Origin of the sequence: Marinitoga lauensis, assembly GCF_004135675.1 — a bacterium.
GTDB lineage: Bacteria > Thermotogota > Thermotogae > Petrotogales > Petrotogaceae > Marinitoga > Marinitoga lauensis.
The window spans coordinates 1-15,833 of the sequence record NZ_QHLX01000013.1 but is presented as its reverse complement, the minus strand read 5'-3'; the positions used below and the strand labels follow the sequence as shown (position 1 = coordinate 15,833).

Sequence of the window (15,833 nt, the reverse complement as noted above, 5' to 3'; positions counted from 1 at the left end):
ACATTGACGGAACATTCTATTGTTATAATAAATTCAAGGATACAGAAGAGGAATTGAAATTAGCAAAGGAATTGAAAGAATTTGGAGCTAAGACCATTCTTATAGGTAAAAATAAAGATATTGATATACCATATAATGATGGGTTTGAATCTCCATTAAAAATGATAATACCTCAATATATAGGTTATAAAAAGGCTTTAATTGAAGGTTATGACCCAGATCAACCAAGGAATTTAAGCAAATCTGTTATTTTAGATTAGAGGTGTATTATGGAAATAAAAATGCCCTGATTGTTGATCCTATAGACGGAGAATATATTGGAGATATAATAATCAAAAACAATAAAATAGAAAAAAGTTATAAAAAAAGAAAGAGAATATAGTTTATGACTATATTCTTATGCCTGGATTTGTTGATACGCATACTCATGGCTATATGGGAATAGATTTTATGACAGCAAGTAAAGAAGAAGTTAAAAAAATGGGTGGAATTAAACTTTTCTCATGGTGTAACGAGATTTTACCCCACAACGGTTTCTGCGTCTATTGAACAATTAAAAAAAATTACCTCTAAATTTCAACCAATATTATCCATTGCGGGTATTCATTTAGAAGGTCCATATATAAATAAAGCAAAAAAGGGCCAAAATGAAGAGTATATATATCCACCAAAAATCAAAGATTTAAAAGCTATAATAAATGATTATGTAAAACTAATAACTATGGCACCAGAAATAGAAAAATTTTTTGATTGTGTTGAATATTTAAAGAGAAAAGACATAATAATATCTCTGGGACATTCTAATGGTAATTATGAATTATTCAAAAAGCATTAAATCAAGGAATAAATAGGATTACTCATTTTCCTAATGCTATAACTTCTTTACATCATAGAGCTATTGGTGGTGTAGGAGCAGGAATGCTTGAACCTTTAAAATAGAGATGATAATAGACATATTCATACATCACCAGAATTTGTAAAATTGATATATAAGATTAAAGATATAGAAGATATTATATTAATTACAGATTCTATTTCTGCAACTAATTTAAATGATGGAGAATATACACTTGGTGGATTAAAGGTTATGGTAAAGATAAAAAAGCAACATTAGAAGATGGAACAATAGCAGGAAGCACATTGACTTTTGATGATGGTGTGAGAAACTTTTATTTAATTACTAATTGCTCTTTAAAAGAATTAGTAAGAGTTTCATCATATAATGCACTTCAAGATCTTAATATTAAAAATGAAGGAGAATTAAAGAAGGTTATATAGCAAACCTTGTAATTCTCAACAAAAATCTTGAAATTCAAAAAACAATATTCCATGGTAATATTGTTCACGAAAAATAATCATAAAAAGAGACCATAAAATTTTTATTATTTTATTCCTGCCTTTGACAGCAATTTGGCGATTTTAAGTGAAATGGAACGGTAGAATGCGGTTTGAGGCGTGTATTTTTCAGAAGTCGAAAAATTGTGTGGCTAACTTTTGTTACAGAGAATTAACTATAATTAGTAATATATTAGTCCTTTTGGTGTATAATATATATGACAACCACTGAAAGGAGATGTTTTAAAATGTATCCTAAAATATCAAAGTGAAAGGAAAAAGATATTTAAGGATAATGGAAAGCAAAGAGAAAATGGAAAAGTGAAACAGCATACAGTAATAAATTTTGGAAATATAGATAAGTATAGTAAAAAAGATATAACAAAACTTGTAGATAGTCTTTTTAAAATATTTGAAATAGATGAATATGAAAAAATAGAAGATGATTTAATGGAAGAAATAGCAAGAAGAAATTACGGAGCCAAAGTAATAGTAAATAAGATATTTGAAAGATATGAGATGAAAAGATATTTTGAAAGACTGGATAAAGAAATAAAATACAATGCAGAAGAAATGTTAAAAATAATGGTGATGAATAGAATAGTAGAACGAAGAGTAAATTGGGAATATTTAATAATTTAGAGTATTTTGGATATAACAAAGTGGAAGTTAAAAAAGAAAAAGACCTGGAAGAAAAAGATGTAATGTTGCACTGGTTATACAGAACATTGGATATATTAGCAGATAATAAAGAGTCGATAGAAAAACATATGTATAATCAAAGGATAAGTTTGTTTAATACAACGGTAGATTTAGTATTTTACGATGTAACAACATTAGCGTTTGAAACACAACAAACAAATGAAATATTACAAATGGGATATTCAAAGGATAAGAAATTTAATGAGTCGCAAGTAGTATTAGGGATGTCAATAGATCAGGATAGAATGCCAGTTAGTTTTGATATATATGCAGGAAATACATTTGAAGGGCATACATTTAAAGATTCAATAGAAAAAATGAAAAAAGAATATCAATTAGGAAAAGTAATAGTAGTAGCAGATAGAGGAATGATGAGTAAAAAAAATATAGAAGTAGTAGAAAATTCTAATTATGAATTCATAGTAGGAAAATCAATAAAACAGTTAAAAAAAGTAAATATATTTGAAGGAGAATTCATAGAAATAGCAAAAGGAATAAAATATAGAGAAGTAGAATATGAAAATAAAAGATTACTCATAATATATTCAGAAGAAAGAGCTAAAAAAGACAGAGCAGATAGACTACGATTAATAGAAAAAGCGAAAAAAATGTTAGAAGAAGGAAATATAGATTCCAAAAGTAAAAGAGGAGCGAAAAAATATTTAAAAGAACAGAACAAACAAAATTATATATTGGACATAGAAAAAATAGAAAATGATGAAAATACGATGGATACTATGGAATAATAACAAACACAAAACTATCTCCAAAAGAAATATTAGAACAATATCATACATTATGGAAAGTAGAAGAAACATTCAGAACATTAAAAAATTATCTTGAAACAAGACCGGTATTTCATTGGACACCGAAAAGAATAAAAGGACATATTGTAATGAGTTTCATATCTTACATAATTCAAAGAACATTAGAATTAGAACTGGAAAAAAATAATATTGAATACTCTCATGAAAAAATAAGAGAAGCTATAAAAAAAATGGAATACTCTGAAATAAGATTAAAAGACAAATTATTTGCATTAAGAGCCAATTTAAACGATTTTCAAAAAGCCATATTAAAAACATTAAAAATAGAAAAACCGAAAAAAATGATGGAATTAGATGAATTTAAAAAAATAATCTCCTAAAACACGCATGAAAAGCCAAAAAGGAGGATGTGTGTGGCTAATTTCTCTTTTTATAAAAAGTTAACAATAGCTATTTTTTTGAATAATTCTACTTTTTAGAATTTTGTTGATAATAATAGTGTCAAACTCAGGAGCAAACCTTGTAATTCTCAACAAAAATCTTGAAATTCAAAAAACAATATTCCATGGTAATATTGTTCACGAAAAATAATCATAAAAAGAGACCATAAAATTTTTTATTATTTTATTCCTGCCTTTGACAGCAATTTGGCGATTTTAAGGGAAATGGAACGGTAGAATGCGGGTTTGAGGCGTGTATTTTTCAGGAAGTCGAAAAATTGTGTGGCTAACTTTTGTTACAGAGAATTAACTATAATTAGTAATATATTAGTCCTTTTGGTGGTATAATATATATGACAACCACTGAAAGGAGATGTTTTAAAATGTATCCTAAAATATCAAAAGTGAAAGGAAAAAGATATTTAAGGATAATGGAAAGCAAAAGAGAAAATGGAAAAGTGAAACAGCATACAGTAATAAATTTTGGAAATATAGATAAGTATAGTAAAAAAGATATAACAAAACTTGTAGATAGTCTTTTTAAAATATTTGAAATAGATGAATATGAAAAAATAGAAGATGATTTAATGGAAGAAATAGCAAGAAGAAATTACGGAGCCAAAGCAATAGTAAATAAGATATTTGAAAGATATGAGATGAAAAGATATTTTGAAAGACTGGATAAAGAAATAAAATACAATGCAGAAGAAATGTTAAAAATAATGGTGATGAATAGAATAGTAGAACCGAAAAGTAAATTGGGAATATTTAATAATTTAGAGTATTTTGGATATAACAAAGTGGAAGTTAAAAAAGAAAAAGACCTGGAAGAAAAAGATGTAATGTTGCACTGGTTATACAGAACATTGGATATATTAGCAGATAATAAAGAGTCGATAGAAAAACATATGTATAATCAAAGGATAAGTTTGTTTAATACAACGGTAGATTTAGTATTTTACGATGTAACAACATTAGCGTTTGAAACACAACAAACAAATGAAATATTACAAATGGGATATTCAAAGGATAAGAAATTTAATGAGTCGCAAGTAGTATTAGGGATGTCAATAGATCAGGATAGAATGCCAGTTAGTTTTGATATATATGCAGGAAATACATTTGAAGGGCATACATTTAAAGATTCAATAGAAAAAATGAAAAAAGAATATCAATTAGGAAAGTAATAGTAGTAGCAGATAGAGGAATGATGAGTAAAAAAAATATAGAAGTAGTAGAAAATTCTAATTATGAATTCATAGTAGGAAAATCAATAAAACAGTTAAAAAAGTAAATATATTTGAAGAGAATTCATAGAAATAGCAAAAGGAATAAAATATAGAGAAGTAGAATATGAAAATAAAAGATTACTCATAATATATTCAGAAGAAAGAGCTAAAAAGACAGAGCAGATAGACTACGATTAATAGAAAAAGCGAAAAAAATGTTAGAAGAAGGAAATATAGATTCAAAAGTAAAAGAGGAGCGAAAAAATATTTAAAAGAACAGAACAAACAAAATTATATATTGGACATAGAAAAATAGAAAATGATGAAAAATACGATGGATACTATGGAATAATAACAAACACAAAACTATCTCCAAAAGAAATATTAGAACAATATCATACATTATGGAAAGTAGAAGAAACATTCAGAACATTAAAAATTATCTTGAAACAAGACCGGTATTTCATTGGACACCGAAAAGAATAAAAGGACATATTGTAATGAGTTTCATATCTTACATAATTCAAAGAACATTAGAATTAGAACTGGAAAAAAAATAATATTGAATACTCTCATGAAAAAATAAGAGAAGCTATAAAAAAAATGGAATACTCTGAAATAAGATTAAAAGACAAATTATTTGCATTAAGAGCCAATTTAAACGATTTTCAAAAAGCCATATTAAAAACATTAAAAATAGAAAAACCGAAAAAAATGATGGAATTAGATGAATTTAAAAAATAATCTCCTAAAACACGCATGAAAAGCCAAAAAGGAGGATGTGTGTGGCTAATTTCTCTTTTTATAAAAGTTAACAATAGCTATTTTTTTGAATAATTCTGACTTTTTAGAATTTTCCTAGTTTGACATATTATATCAAACAAAATTCTAAAAAGTAGAATTATTCAAAAAATAGCTATTGTTAACTTTTTATAAAAAGAGAAATTAGCCACACACATCCTCCTTTTTGGCTTTTCATGCGTGTTTTAGGAGATTATTTTTTAAATTCATCTAATTCCATCATTTTTTTCGGTTTTTCTATTTTTAATGTTTTTAATATGGCTTTTGAAAATCGTTTAAATTGGCTCTTAATGCAAATAATTTGTCTTTTAATCTTATTTCAGAGTATTCCATTTTTTTTATAGCTTCTCTTATTTTTTCATGAGAGTATTCAATATTATTTTTTTCCAGTTCTAATTCTAATGTTCTTTGAATTATGTAAGATATGAAACTCATTACAATATGTCCTTTTATTCTTTTCGGTGTCCAATGAAATACCGGTCTTGTTTCAAGATAATTTTTAATGTTCTGAATGTTTCTTCTACTTTCCATAATGTATGATATTGTTCTAATATTTCTTTTGGAGATAGTTTTGTGTTTGTTATTATTCCATAGTATCCATCGTATTTTTCATCATTTTCTATTTTTCTATGTCCAATATATAATTTTGTTTGTTCTGTTCTTTTAAATATTTTTTCGCTCCTCTTTTACTTTTTGAATCTATATTTCCTTCTTCTAACATTTTTTCGCTTTTTCTATTAATCGTAGTCTATCTGCTCTGTCTTTTTTAGCTCTTTCTTCTGAATATATTATGAGTAATCTTTTATTTTCATATTCTACTTCTCTATATTTTATTCCTTTTGCTATTTCTATGAATTCTCCTTCAAATATATTTACTTTTTTAACTGTTTTATTGATTTTCCTACTATGAATTCATAATTAGAATTTTCTACTACTTCTATATTTTTTTACTCATCATTCCTCTATCTGCTACTACTATTACTTTTCCTAATTGATATTCTTTTTTCATTTTTTCTATTGAATCTTTAAATGTATGCCCTTCAAATGTATTTCCTGCATATATATCAAAACTAACTGGCATTCTATCCTGATCTATTGACATCCCTAATACTACTTGCGACTCATTAAATTTCTTATCCTTTGAATATCCCATTTGTAATATTTCATTTGTTTGTTGTGTTTCAAACGCTAATGTTGTTACATCGTAAAATACTAAATCTACCGTTGTATTAAACAAACTTATCCTTTGATTATACATATGTTTTTCTATCGACTCTTTATTATCTGCTAATATATCCAATGTTCTGTATAACCAGTGCAACATTACATCTTTTTCTTCCAGGTCTTTTTCTTTTTTAACTTCCACTTTGTTATATCCAAAATACTCTAAATTATTAAATATTCCCAATTTACTTTTCGGTTCTACTATTCTATTCATCACCATTATTTTTAACATTTCTTCTGCATTGTATTTTATTTCTTTATCCAGTCTTTCAAAATATCTTTTCATCTCATATCTTTCAAATATCTTATTTACTATTGCTTTGGCTCCGTAATTTCTTCTTGCTATTTCTTCCATTAAATCATCTTCTATTTTTCATATTCATCTATTTCAAATATTTTAAAAAGACTATCTACAAGTTTTGTTATATCTTTTTTACTATACTTATCTATATTTCCAAAATTTATTACTGTATGCTGTTTCACTTTTCCATTTTCTCTTTTGCTTTCCATTATCCTTAAATATCTTTTTCCTTTCACTTTTGATATTTTAGGATACATTTTAAAACATCTCCTTTCAGTGGTTGTCATATATATTATACCACCAAAAGGACTAATATATTACTAATTATAGTTAATTCTCTGTAACAAAAGTTAGCCACACAATTTTTCGACTTCCTGAAAAATACACGCCTCAAACCCGCATTCTACCGTTCCATTTCCCTTAAAATCGCCAAATTGCTGTCAAAGGCAGGAATAAAATAATAAAAAATTTTATGGTCTCTTTTTATGATTATTTTTCGTGAACAATATTACCATGGAATATTGTTTTTGAATTTCAAGATTTTTGTTGAGAATTACAAGGTTTGCTCCTGAGTTTGACACTATTATTATCAACAAAATTCTAAAAAGTAGAATTATTCAAAAAAATAGCTATTGTTAACTTTTTATAAAAGAGAAATTAGCCACACACATCCTCCTTTTTGGCTTTTCATGCGTGTTTTAGGAGATTATTTTTTAAATTCATCTAATTCCATCATTTTTTCGGTTTTTCTATTTTTAATGTTTTTAATATGGCTTTTGAAAATCGTTTAAATTGGCTCTTAATGCAAATAATTTGTCTTTTAATCTTATTTCAGAGTATTCCATTTTTTTTATAGCTTCTCTTATTTTTTCATGAGAGTATTCAATATTATTTTTTTCCAGTTCTAATTCTAATGTTCTTTGAATTATGTAAGATATGAAACTCATTACAATATGTCCTTTTATTCTTTTCGGTGTCCAATGAAATACCGGTCTTGTTTCAAGATAATTTTTAATGTTCTGAATGTTTCTTCTACTTTCCATAATGTATGATATTGTTCTAATATTTCTTTTGGAGATAGTTTTGTGTTTGTTATTATTCCATAGTATCCATCGTATTTTTCATCATTTTCTATTTTTTCTATGTCCAATATATAATTTTGTTTGTTCTGTTCTTTTAAATATTTTTTCGCTCCTCTTTTACTTTTGGAATCTATATTTCCTTCTTCTAACATTTTTTCGCTTTTTCTATTAATCGTAGTCTATCTGCTCTGTCTTTTTTAGCTCTTTCTTCTGAATATATTATGAGTAATCTTTTATTTTCATATTCTACTTCTCTATATTTTATTCCTTTTGCTATTTCTATGAATTCTCCTTCAAATATATTTACTTTTTTAACTGTTTTATTGATTTTCCTACTATGAATTCATAATTAGAATTTTCTACTACTTCTATATTTTTTTACTCATCATTCCTCTATCTGCTACTACTATTACTTTTCCTAATTGATATTCTTTTTTCATTTTTTCTATTGAATCTTTAAATGTATGCCCTTCAAATGTATTTCCTGCATATATATCAAAACTAACTGGCATTCTATCCTGATCTATTGACATCCCTAATACTACTTGCGACTCATTAAATTTCTTATCCTTTGAATATCCCATTTGTAATATTTCATTTGTTTGTTGTGTTTCAAACGCTAATGTTGTTACATCGTAAAATACTAAATCTACCGTTGTATTAAACAAACTTATCCTTTGATTATACATATGTTTTTCTATCGACTCTTTATTATCTGCTAATATATCCAATGTTCTGTATAACCAGTGCAACATTACATCTTTTTCTTCCAGGTCTTTTTCTTTTTTAACTTCCACTTTGTTATATCCAAAATACTCTAAATTATTAAATATTCCCAATTTACTCTTCGGTTCTACTATTCTATTCATCACCATTATTTTTAACATTTCTTCTGCATTGTATTTTATTTCTTTATCCAGTCTTTCAAAATATCTTTTCATCTCATATCTTTCAAATATCTTATTTACTATTACTTTGGCTCCGTAATTTCTTCTTGCTATTTCTTCCATTAAATCATCTTCTATTTTTTCATATTCATCTATTTCAAATATTTTAAAAAGACTATCTACAAGTTTTGTTATATCTTTTTTACTATACTTATCTATATTTCCAAAATTTATTACTGTATGCTGTTTCACTTTTCCATTTTCTCTTTTGCTTTCCATTATCCTTAAATATCTTTTTCCTTTCACTTTTGATATTTTAGGATACATTTTAAAACATCTCCTTTCAGTGGTTGTCATATATATTATACCACCAAAAGGACTAATATATTACTAATTATAGTTAATTCTCTGTAACAAAAGTTAGCCACACAATTTTTCGACTTCCTGAAAAATACACGCCTCAAACCCGCATTCTACCGTTCCATTTCACTTAAAATCGCCAAATTGCTGTCAAAGGCAGGAATAAAATAATAAAAAATTTTATGGTCTCTTTTTATGATTATTTTTCGTGAACAATATTACCATGGAATATTGTTTTTTGAATTTCAAGATTTTTGTTGAGAATTACAAGGTTTGCTATATAACCTTCTTTAATTCTCCCTTCATTTTTAATATTAAGATCTTGAAGTGCATTATATGATGAAACTCTTACTAATTCTTTTAAAGAGCAATTAGTAATTAAATAAAAGTTTCTCACACCATCATCAAAAGTCAATGTGCTTCCTGCTATTGTTCCATCTTCTAATGTTGCTTTTTTATCTTTTACCATAACCTTTAATCCACCAAGTGTATATTCTCCATCATTTAAATTAGTTGCAGAAATAGAATCTGTAATTAATATAATATCTTCTATATCTTTAATCTTATATATCAATTTTACAAATTCTGGTGATGTATGAATATTGTCTATTATCATCTCTATTTTAAAAGGTTCAAGCATTCCTGCTCCTACACCACCAATAGCTCTATGATGTAAAGAAGTTATAGCATTAGGAAAATGAGTAATCCTATTTATTCCTTGATTTAATGCTTTTTTGAATAATTCATAATTACCATTAGAATGTCCCAGAGATATTATTATGTCTTTTCTCTTTAAATATTCAACACAATCAAAAAATTTTTCTATTTCTGGTGCCATAGTTATTAGTTTTACATAATCATTTATTATAGCTTTTAAATCTTTGATTTTTGGTGGATATATATACTCTTCATTTTGGGCCCCTTTTTTTGCTTTATTTATATATGGACCTTCTAAATGAATACCCGCAATGGATAATATTGGTTGAAATTTAGAGGTAATTTTTTTTAATTGTTCAATAGACGCAGAAACCGTTGTGGGGTAAAATCTCGTTACACCATGAGAAAAGTTTAATTCCACCCATTTTTTTAACTCTTCTTTACTTGCTGTCATAAAATCTATTCCCATATAGCCATGAGTATGCGTATCAACAAATCCAGGCATAAGAATATAGTCATAACTATATTCTCTTTCTTTTTTTATAACTTTTTCTATTTTATTGTTTTTGATTATTATATCTCCAATATATTCTCCGTCTATAGGATCAACAATCAGGGCATTTTTTATTTCCATAATACACCTCTAATCTAAAATAACAGATTTGCTTAAATTCCTTGGTTGATCTGGGTCATAACCTTCAATTAAAGCCTTTTTATAACCTATATATTGAGGTATTATCATTTTTAATGGAGATTCAAACCCATCATTATATGGTATATCAATATCTTTATTTTTACCTATAAGAATGGTCTTAGCTCCAAATTCTTTCAATTCCTTTGCTAATTTCAATTCCTCTTCTGTATCCTTGGAATTTATTATAACAATAGAATGTTCCGTCAATGTAGACTTTGGTCCATGTCTGTATTCAAGTGGCTCATGAAATTCTACATTTTGTATAGCCATTTCTTGAATCTTTAATGCTCCTTCTTTTGAAACACCATATTGTTCATCAAAACCGAGAAATACAAAATGATTATATTTTTTTAAATCAATTGAGTCTATATAATTCTTAATATTTAATAGAAGTTGCTCTGACTCATTTGCAATATCGTTGAATTTAATGCCATTTAAAAGAAAATTGAGTATAAAAACAAATGAACCGGTCATAACTACACTTTCTTCATTAGCAAAATCAAAAACAAATGTTTCATCACATATCTTAGTTAAGGAAGAATCAGGAGTACATGTAATACCTATTGTTTTAATATTTCTCTTTTTAAAATTATCAACAGCCTTTACCGTTTCTGTGGATTCACCTGTTCGAGATAAAAATATGGCAATATCCGTTTCTGGAATTGTATCAAAAACTATCACTTCACCGCCTGAAATTATATTTGAATAATAACCATATTTTTTTAGCATTTTAGTGATAATCAATCCAAGATTATAAGATGAACCGCAACCTACAAATGTATATTTCTTATTTTTATCAAATGTAATTTTATAATCCTTTGCTTTTTTTAATAACTCAGGTATTTTATTTATTTCTCTTATTGTATATTTACCATTCATCCTTTCACCGCCCCTTGTGTAATTCCAGAAATTATATGTTTCTGGAATATTAAAAATGCGATTATAACTGGTATACCTATTATAGATGAGGCTGCCATTAATGTCGGCCAATCTACCTGATTGAACTTTTGAAACAGTGCAAGCCCTACCTGAACAGTTCTCATCTCTTTTGAAGTAGTCATAACCAATGGATAAAACAACATATTCCATGAAGTTATAAACGTGTTTATAGCCATAACCGCTATCGCAGGTTTTGATAATGGAAAGATGATTTTAAATAATATTTGAAATGTATTTGCTCCATCCACATATGCAGCCTGTTCTAACTCAATAGGTAATTGTTCTATATACTGTTTAAGTAAAAATATACCAAATGGCGTTACTAAAAATGGAATTGTTAATGCATAATATGTGTCAATCCAACCAAGATTTTTCATGATTATAAATATAGGGATAATAGTTGTTTGTGGAGGTATCATCATCGTTGCAAGCACTATCATAAACAATACATTCTTACCAAAGAATTCCCTTCTTGCAAATCCATATGCAACCATTGTGGAAAATATAATATTACCTATAACAACAATAATAGCCACAATTAAACTATTGAATATATATATTGCAAAATTATTTTCCTTCCATACATTTATAAAATTCAATAAAGTGGGATACTTATATTCTATCTTAAAATCGTCCAAAAATACACTTGTTTCCTTAGTAGGTGTAAATGAAAAAACTATTTTTGTTATATGCTTTAAATCAACCTCTCTATTTTTCAATAGTTTATAACTTATAGAAATTTTATGCCATTTATCTGAATCATTATTAATTTCTATTTTGTCTGGTTTTCATCAACATCATAAAAAATAATATTAAAATCTTTAATATCAGACTTAATAAAAAAACTCAAATTTTTCATCATTCTTAAATCCAGATCATTTGTTAATAATGCAATTCTTTGAGTTTTGTCTGGTTCTAAATCTATTTTCAAACTTTGTTTTGTTTCAGGTGAATCCTTTGAAATAGAAATCTTTGCCCCATCATAGGTTTTCACTTTTCTTTTTATATATCTTATATACTTTATCTCAAAATCATTTAAATACTTTTCTTTTATAACGTGTGTAAGGTTTCCTTCTGGTATAATTGCAGTATAAAACATGGTTATTAATGGAAATAAAGACATAATCAACAATGTGAACATAAGGATTAAAAATAAAAATCTTTTCATTATATATCACTCCTGAGAAGACGCTTTTGAATTATGGTAAATACCATTATTATCGCCATTAAAATATATGCTATTGCAGATGCATATCCCATTTCAAATTGCCTAAATGAAGTCTGGTATAGATAATGAACTACCGTTTGTGTTGAATTGGAAGGTCCACCACCTGTCATTGTAAATATTTCAGCAAATATCTGAAATGATCTTATTGTATTTAATGAAATAATGAAAAACAATGTTGGTTTTAATAAGGGTAGAGTAATATTGAAAAACGTTTGTTTTTTTGAAGCTCCATCAATAGATGCCGCCTCATATACCTCTCCAGGTATTCCCTGAAGACCTGCTAAGAATAATATGGTATAATAACCTATAGCGGCCCAAATATCCATTATCATTATCGATATAAGTGCGGTTTTAGTGGAAGCAAGCCAGCTGGTATCCAGCGCATGCATTCCAAATAACTTCATCATATTATTGAAGAAACCATTTGCGCTGTATAGATAGATCCATATTGTGGATATAACAACCATTGATATAACCGATGGTAAAAAGAACCCTGCTTTAAAAAGTCCTTTGAAAGGCAGATGCTTGCTATTTATCAATAACGCAAGTAATAATGAAAATGTTGTTGTAAATGGGATTGTCCCAATAACAAAGATAAATGTATTCTTTAATGCAATGAGAAAAACCTCATCTTGAAATGCTCTTATATAATTTGACAGACCAACAAAATTATAGTGAGGATTTATTCCACTATAATCGGTAAAACTCATAAAAAATGAATAACCTATGGGGAAAATTCCAAATATCATGAATATAATTAAGAATGGTAATAATAGAATAAATGTTTCAAGATTATATTTTGTTTGTCTTTTCATTTTTTCACTCCTTAAGACGCCTGTGCAAGGGGGGACTTTGCACAGGCACTTTTTTTAATGGTTCAATAATTGTTGGATTTTTAAATTATAGTATCTTAATGTGCTTTCAACGTTTTCATTTTCAAGAACGATTTTTTCAATAGCTTCTGTTAAATATTGTTGTATTTTAAACCATTGTGGATGTGATGGAGCAGGTTTTGCGTATTTATTTTGTTCATAGAAAACCTGATGCATTGGATGATCTTCAAACCATGGATCTTTATCTGCACCAACCACTGATGGGAATACAGATGGAACTAATTTTGTTACCTGCATTGCAACATCAGATCTCAATAAGTATTCAATTAACTTTAAAGCTGCTTCCTGATTTTTTGATTGTTTTGTTATAGCCAATACTTCTGCACCTGCAAATGAAGCATGGGTTCCACTCCATTTATTTGGTTTTGGTAATAATGCTACATCAAATAAAATATTTGGATAATTGCTTTCTATACCTGATATATCCCATGCACCACTAACATACATACCTAATTTTCCTTCACCAAATGCTTTAGCTAAATCTGCTTGTTTTGTTTTTAAGGAATATTTGGATAATGCTTGATAGAATTTTGCTGTTTCTATAACCTTTGTTGAGTATAACAATGATTTTTCATATCTTTTGATAAAATTGATGCTTCATTTCCCCAGACTGCTGGTAAAAACCATTGTTGCCACGGACTGAAACTTTCTCCTGCACACATACCAAAACCATATATATCATCACCTAAAGCATCGATTTTTTGTGCAGCATCATATAATTCTTCCCATGTTTCTGGTGGGGTATTTGGATCTAATCCTGCTTTTCAAATAAGTCTAAATTAAAAATAAAGCTCTTGTTCCCAATAACCATGTAATGCCCAGTAATGTCCATTATATTCTACTGAATCCCAGCCAAAATATTTATCTTTTACTTTTGATGCATAATCGTCCATTTTTAAAATAGCGTCCTGACTTGCAAAGTTAGCTACCCATGTATTACCAAGTTCTACAACATCTGGTGCGTTATTTGCTGCAATTGAAGTAACGATTTTGTCAAAACCATTTGACCAGGATAACTGAACATACTCAACTTCAATATCTGGATTTTCCTTCATAAATTCTCCAAGAATCTTTTTAGAAGATTCATCATTCAACATAAATCCCCAGAAAGTTATCCTGGTTTTACCAAAAGCAAATACTACTAACACACTTAACAATACTACCAATACCAACTTTTTCATAATGAAACCTCCCTTTTAAAATGTTCTTTTTAATAGCTTTAATAGCCTGATATATTGAAATTAATTTCGTTGAATACGTAACTATATATGATTCTAAAATATAATGTTCTAAATCTTCATCATTTCTAATAATCACATAAATAACATCATCAGAAAAACTCTTTAATTTCTTTTGTAAATTTAATTGTTTCTCAAACCTAAAGGAATCAAGGACAAAAGAAATAACCGTTTCGTCTTTGTTGGGAAGTTCATTAACTACTCCATTAAATGGGTCATATTTTATAACTTTACTGCCTTTAAACTCAAATTGTATTAAAGTTTCCAACTTTTCTAAATCATTTGCTGTTGTATCGGCTGGACTTAAATTTTTTGCTTCTGGAATTAAGAAAACCAACTTCTTTGAATTGATATTTCCTTTAATATTCATTTTTAATGCTTTTTTAGATATATCCATTAAAATTTTTCCTGTATAGTTTTTGTTATAATATTCTTTCTGTAATTTATTGATTTTTTCTATCTTTTGATTTAATATATTCTCATCTATTTTTTTCTCTTCTACCAGCTCTTCAAGATATCTGTATAATGGTTTAAAGTTCTTTCGTGCTTCTGCCACTAATAATATATCTCCACCGCTATTAAAAAATTTTGATACCCCTTCTTTAGAAAAATAATTATTATAAAAAGCCTTCATCTCTATTGCATCACTAATAATTAAGCCTTCGTACTTTAAATATTTTTTCAATAATTCATCCATTATTACCTTTGATACACTTGCAATATCATCATCAAGAGGCTTATAAATAACATGCGAAGTCATTATCATTTCTACATCATTTAATACTTCTTTAAATGGAATAATATCCTCATCTTCAAAAGAAAAAATCGTTTACTATAGTAGTTTCTTCATGAGAATCCTGTGTAGCCTTTCCGTGACCCGGGAAATGTTTTGCAGTAGGTAATATCCCTGTTCTTTTAATCCTTTTATATAACTTAATCATATTCCGCTACAATATCGGCAGATGTTGAAAATGCCCTAAATCCGGTAACTGCACTGGAATTTTTGTGTAAAACATCAAGAACAGGAGAAAAAACCATATTAAAACCATATTCTTT

The 15,833-nt window shown here is 27.4% G+C and carries 13 protein-coding genes and 7 pseudogenes; 7 read left to right on the top strand and 13 right to left on the bottom strand.

Translation table 11 applies throughout. The features are described 5' to 3' along the window. The 7 genes and pseudogenes from DJ007_RS14150 to DJ007_RS20930 all read left to right on the top strand — a co-directional run. On the top strand, window positions 1–260 hold a 260-nt coding region (locus tag DJ007_RS14150), incomplete at its 5' end, for a phosphoheptose isomerase family protein (RefSeq protein WP_497006740.1). Window positions 261–484: 224 nt separating this feature from the next. Beyond that, complete coding sequence (locus DJ007_RS18470; RefSeq protein WP_240739661.1) at window positions 485–835, top strand: hypothetical protein; 351 nt, start codon at window positions 485–487, stop codon at window positions 833–835. Window positions 836–982: 147 nt separating this feature from the next. Further along, the gene (locus DJ007_RS19590) at window positions 983–1,114 is read left to right on the top strand and encodes a hypothetical protein (RefSeq protein WP_276318811.1); all 132 of its coding nucleotides are present in this window, start codon (window positions 983–985) and stop codon (window positions 1,112–1,114) included. Between the two features lie 26 nt (window positions 1,115–1,140). Further along, window positions 1,141–1,278 carry a hypothetical protein gene (locus DJ007_RS18465; RefSeq protein WP_240739660.1) on the top strand — a complete coding sequence of 46 codons (138 nt, stop codon included), beginning with the start codon at window positions 1,141–1,143 and terminating at the stop codon, window positions 1,276–1,278. A 522-nt stretch (window positions 1,279–1,800) separates the two neighbouring features. After that, window positions 1,801–3,184 (top strand): annotated as a pseudogene (locus DJ007_RS20935) (IS1634 family transposase); the annotation flags it as partial. A 413-nt stretch (window positions 3,185–3,597) separates the two neighbouring features. Then, window positions 3,598–3,729: pseudogene (locus tag DJ007_RS21115) on the top strand (IS1634 family transposase N-terminal domain-related protein); the annotation flags it as partial. After that, a pseudogene (locus DJ007_RS20930) lies at window positions 3,703–5,217 on the top strand (IS1634 family transposase). The pseudogenes DJ007_RS21115 and DJ007_RS20930, both read left to right, overlap by 27 nt. A 250-nt stretch (window positions 5,218–5,467) precedes the next feature. Here DJ007_RS20930 and DJ007_RS20925 read toward each other — a convergent pair. The 13 genes and pseudogenes from DJ007_RS20925 to DJ007_RS19575 all read right to left on the bottom strand — a co-directional run. Continuing rightward, window positions 5,468–6,838 (bottom strand): annotated as a pseudogene (locus DJ007_RS20925) (IS1634 family transposase); the annotation flags it as partial. A 26-nt stretch (window positions 6,839–6,864) separates the two neighbouring features. Next, the gene (locus DJ007_RS14110; RefSeq protein WP_129409028.1) at window positions 6,865–7,086 is read right to left on the bottom strand and encodes an IS1634 family transposase N-terminal domain-related protein; all 222 of its coding nucleotides are present in this window, start codon (window positions 7,084–7,086) and stop codon (window positions 6,865–6,867) included. 445 nt (window positions 7,087–7,531) lie between these two features. Further along, window positions 7,532–9,020: pseudogene (locus DJ007_RS20920) on the bottom strand (IS1634 family transposase). After that, window positions 8,994–9,095, bottom strand: a pseudogene (locus tag DJ007_RS21110) (IS1634 family transposase N-terminal domain-related protein); the annotation flags it as partial. The pseudogenes DJ007_RS21110 and DJ007_RS20920, both read right to left, overlap by 27 nt. A 232-nt stretch (window positions 9,096–9,327) precedes the next feature. After that, on the bottom strand, window positions 9,328–10,419 hold the full coding sequence (gene nagA / locus DJ007_RS14090; protein ID WP_129410132.1) for an N-acetylglucosamine-6-phosphate deacetylase: 1,092 nt from the start codon (window positions 10,417–10,419) through the stop codon (window positions 9,328–9,330). A gap of 9 nt (window positions 10,420–10,428) precedes the next feature. Beyond that, the gene (locus DJ007_RS14085; RefSeq protein ID WP_129410131.1) at window positions 10,429–11,358 is read right to left on the bottom strand and encodes an SIS domain-containing protein; all 930 of its coding nucleotides are present in this window, start codon (window positions 11,356–11,358) and stop codon (window positions 10,429–10,431) included. After that, window positions 11,355–12,137: a carbohydrate ABC transporter permease gene (locus DJ007_RS16460; protein WP_206076410.1), complete on the bottom strand. Its 783-nt coding sequence runs from the start codon at window positions 12,135–12,137 to the stop codon at window positions 11,355–11,357. The genes DJ007_RS14085 and DJ007_RS16460 overlap by 4 nt, the downstream gene beginning before the upstream one ends. A 53-nt stretch (window positions 12,138–12,190) precedes the next feature. Next, window positions 12,191–12,586 (bottom strand): hypothetical protein, encoded by a 396-nt coding sequence (locus DJ007_RS16455; protein ID WP_206076123.1) that lies wholly within the window; start codon window positions 12,584–12,586, stop codon window positions 12,191–12,193. Next, complete coding sequence (locus DJ007_RS14075) at window positions 12,586–13,461, bottom strand: carbohydrate ABC transporter permease (RefSeq protein WP_129408622.1); 876 nt, start codon at window positions 13,459–13,461, stop codon at window positions 12,586–12,588. Before DJ007_RS14075 ends, DJ007_RS16455 begins: the two co-directional genes overlap by 1 nt. A gap of 54 nt (window positions 13,462–13,515) precedes the next feature. Further along, complete coding sequence (locus DJ007_RS19585) at window positions 13,516–14,103, bottom strand: extracellular solute-binding protein (RefSeq protein ID WP_206076409.1); 588 nt, start codon at window positions 14,101–14,103, stop codon at window positions 13,516–13,518. Beyond that, window positions 14,079–14,594: pseudogene (locus DJ007_RS19580) on the bottom strand (extracellular solute-binding protein). Before DJ007_RS19580 ends, DJ007_RS19585 begins: the two are co-directional and overlap by 25 nt. 67 nt (window positions 14,595–14,661) lie before the next feature. Then, window positions 14,662–15,537: a glycoside hydrolase family 3 N-terminal domain-containing protein gene (locus DJ007_RS14065; RefSeq protein ID WP_276318810.1), complete on the bottom strand. Its 876-nt coding sequence runs from the start codon at window positions 15,535–15,537 to the stop codon at window positions 14,662–14,664. A 52-nt stretch (window positions 15,538–15,589) separates the two neighbouring features. Continuing rightward, window positions 15,590–15,718: a glycoside hydrolase family 3 N-terminal domain-containing protein gene (locus DJ007_RS19575; protein ID WP_129410129.1), complete on the bottom strand. Its 129-nt coding sequence runs from the start codon at window positions 15,716–15,718 to the stop codon at window positions 15,590–15,592. Between the last annotated feature and the right edge of the window lie 115 nt (window positions 15,719–15,833).

Excerpts from the sequence above, each read along its gene's own strand:
- nagA (WP_129410132.1), bottom strand. The coding sequence starts at position 10,419 with ATGGAAATAAAAAATGCCCTGATTGTTGATCCTATAGACGGAGAATAT.
- DJ007_RS14110 (WP_129409028.1), bottom strand. The coding sequence starts at position 7,086 with ATGACAACCACTGAAAGGAGATGTTTTAAAATGTATCCTAAAATATCA.
- DJ007_RS16455 (WP_206076123.1), bottom strand. The coding sequence starts at position 12,586 with ATGAAAAGATTTTTATTTTTAATCCTTATGTTCACATTGTTGATTATG.
- DJ007_RS14075 (WP_129408622.1), bottom strand. The coding sequence starts at position 13,461 with ATGAAAAGACAAACAAAATATAATCTTGAAACATTTATTCTATTATTA.
- DJ007_RS14085 (WP_129410131.1), bottom strand. The coding sequence starts at position 11,358 with ATGAATGGTAAATATACAATAAGAGAAATAAATAAAATACCTGAGTTA.
- DJ007_RS14065 (WP_276318810.1), bottom strand. The coding sequence starts at position 15,537 with ATGACTTCGCATGTTATTTATAAGCCTCTTGATGATGATATTGCAAGT.
- DJ007_RS19575 (WP_129410129.1), bottom strand. The coding sequence starts at position 15,718 with ATGATTAAGTTATATAAAAGGATTAAAAGAACAGGGATATTACCTACT.